Annotated in this window: 1 protein-coding gene; it reads left to right on the forward strand. The window is 57.7% G+C overall.

Annotated features, from left to right (window positions below; genetic code table 11):
* Positions 1–2,319: non-ribosomal peptide synthetase (locus tag ABN764_RS29435; RefSeq protein WP_446673859.1), on the forward strand; the 2,319-nt coding region annotated here is incomplete at both ends.

Genomic DNA, 2,319 nt, shown 5'->3' on the forward strand with positions numbered 1-2,319 from the left:
TTGGTGTCGCAAGTGCGCGGGAAAGCATGGAAAGCGCAGGAGCATCAGGACATCCCGTTTGAGAAGATCGTGGCGGCGCTGCAGCCGGAGCGGTCGGCGAGCTATTCGCCATTGTTTCAGACGATGTTTACGCTGCAAAGCCGCCCGAGCGAGCTGCCGATGGACTCGGAACGCCGGATGGACACGATAAGCAGCTTTATGTCGGTCTCGAAGTTCGACTTGACGCTCGGAGTGCAAGAAGCCGAAGAGGGGATGCGCATCAGCTTCGAATACAGCACGGACTTGTTCGACGCGTCAACCATCGAGCGGATGGCGGCACACTTCGAGCGATGGCTGCATGAAGTGGCGGAGCATCCGGAGCGAGCAATAGGCCAGATGCAGTTGATCAGTGAAGCAGAAACGAAGCAGCAACTGGAGATATGGAACCGGACGGAGACGGCATATCCACGGGATCAGGTGATTCAGGAGCTATTCGAGGAGCAGGTGGCGGCAAGGCCGGAAGCGGTGGCTGTTGTTGACGGAGACCGCAAGCTGACGTATGGGGAACTGAATGCGCGGGCTAACCAACTGGCGCACTGCTTGCGAAAGAAAGGCGTGGAGCCGGAGACACTGGTCGGAATCTGCATGGAACGCTCGGCGGACCTGATCGTCGGGATCATGGGGATCTTGAAAGCCGGAGGCGCGTATGTGCCGATGGATCCGTCGTATCCGCAGCAGCGCTTGACTTACATGATCCATGATGCGGGAATTGAGTTGATGGTAACCCAGAGCGAGGCATGCGGATGGGTGCCGGAGCCGATCACGCGCATCTGTCTGGACAGCGCTGCCGATCAGGAGATGCTGTCACAGGAGAGCGATTGGAATCCGCCGGCCATGACGACACCGCAAAACGCAGCTTACGTCATGTATACGTCAGGATCTACCGGAAACCCGAAAGGCGTCGTTGTGGAGCAGCGCAACGTGGTTCGTCTGGTGAAACAAGCGGGCTACATCCCTTTCAGCGCCGAAGATAGAATGGCTCAAACCGGTGCGATCGGGTTCGATGCCAGCACGTTTGAAGTGTTCGGCGCGCTCCTAAACGGAGGATCGCTGTATCCGATCCCAAGGGAAACGTTGCTGGATGCGCCTGCGCTGGCGGCGTTTGTACATCGTCATCAGCTGACGACGATGTGGCTGACATCTCCATTGTTCAACCAGCTCGTTCAAAAAGACGCTGCCCTGTTCGCAGGTCTTCAGCATCTCATCATTGGCGGGGATGCGCTGTCGCCAGTTCATGTCAATCAGGTGCTGCGTTCTTCTCCTGAATTGTCGCTGTGGAATGGGTACGGTCCGACCGAGAATACGACGTTCTCCACGTGTTTCTTGATTGACCGTGGGCGTGCGTATGAGGAACAGATCCCTATCGGTAAACCGATAGGCAACTCGACGGCGTATGTGGTCAATCAGCACAATCACTTGAATCCTGTCGGCGTGCCGGGGGAGCTTTGTCTGGGCGGAGACGGCGTGGCGCGCGGGTATTTGAACCAGCCTGACCTGACAGCGGACAAATTCGTATCCAATCCGTTCGTTGCGGGAGAGCGCATGTACCGGACAGGGGATTGGGTGAAGTGGCTGCCCGATGGGAATCTGGTTTATTTAGGGCGGATGGACAAACAGGTAAAAATCAGAGGATTCCGGATCGAAGTCGGGGAGATCGAAACGGTGCTCAGCCAGCACCCGACTCTGCGGCAGGCATCCGTCGTCGTGCGGGAAGACAGGCCCGGGGAAAAGCAGCTGGCGGCGTATCTGGTCGGAGAAGGCAGCGCGCAGGAATGGCGGACATACTTGAGTGAGCGATTGCCAAGCTATATGGTGCCGACGTATTTTGTGCAACTGGACAGTTTGCCGTTAACGCCGAACGGGAAGATCGATACGAGGGCACTGCCGATTCCGACAGTGTCGTCGTGGAATCAAGAGGGCTATGCAGCGCCACAAACGCCAGCGGAGGAGCTCGTTGCGGCGGTATGGAGCCAGCTGCTTGGTGTGGAGAGGATCGGTAGCTATGATTCCTTCTTTGATTTGGGAGGCCACTCGCTGCTGGCGACGCAGACAGTTTCGCGTCTGCGCGAGGTGTTCGGCGTGGAGGTGGCAGTGCGCGACCTGTTCCAATACCCGACGATCGAGAGCTTATCCCGTCGATTAACGCTGTTAGCGCAAGGTGGAGAAGGGGAGAAGCGTCCGCCGATTCAAGCGGTGGAACGAGGCGTGCATATGCCGGTATCGTATGCCCAGCAGCGGCTCTGGTTCCTCGATCAACTGGAACCGAACAGTCCGCTGTAC

Source organism: Paenibacillus wuxiensis (genome assembly GCF_040195695.1).
GTDB lineage: Bacteria > Bacillota > Bacilli > Paenibacillales > Paenibacillaceae > Paenibacillus_B > Paenibacillus_B suaedae.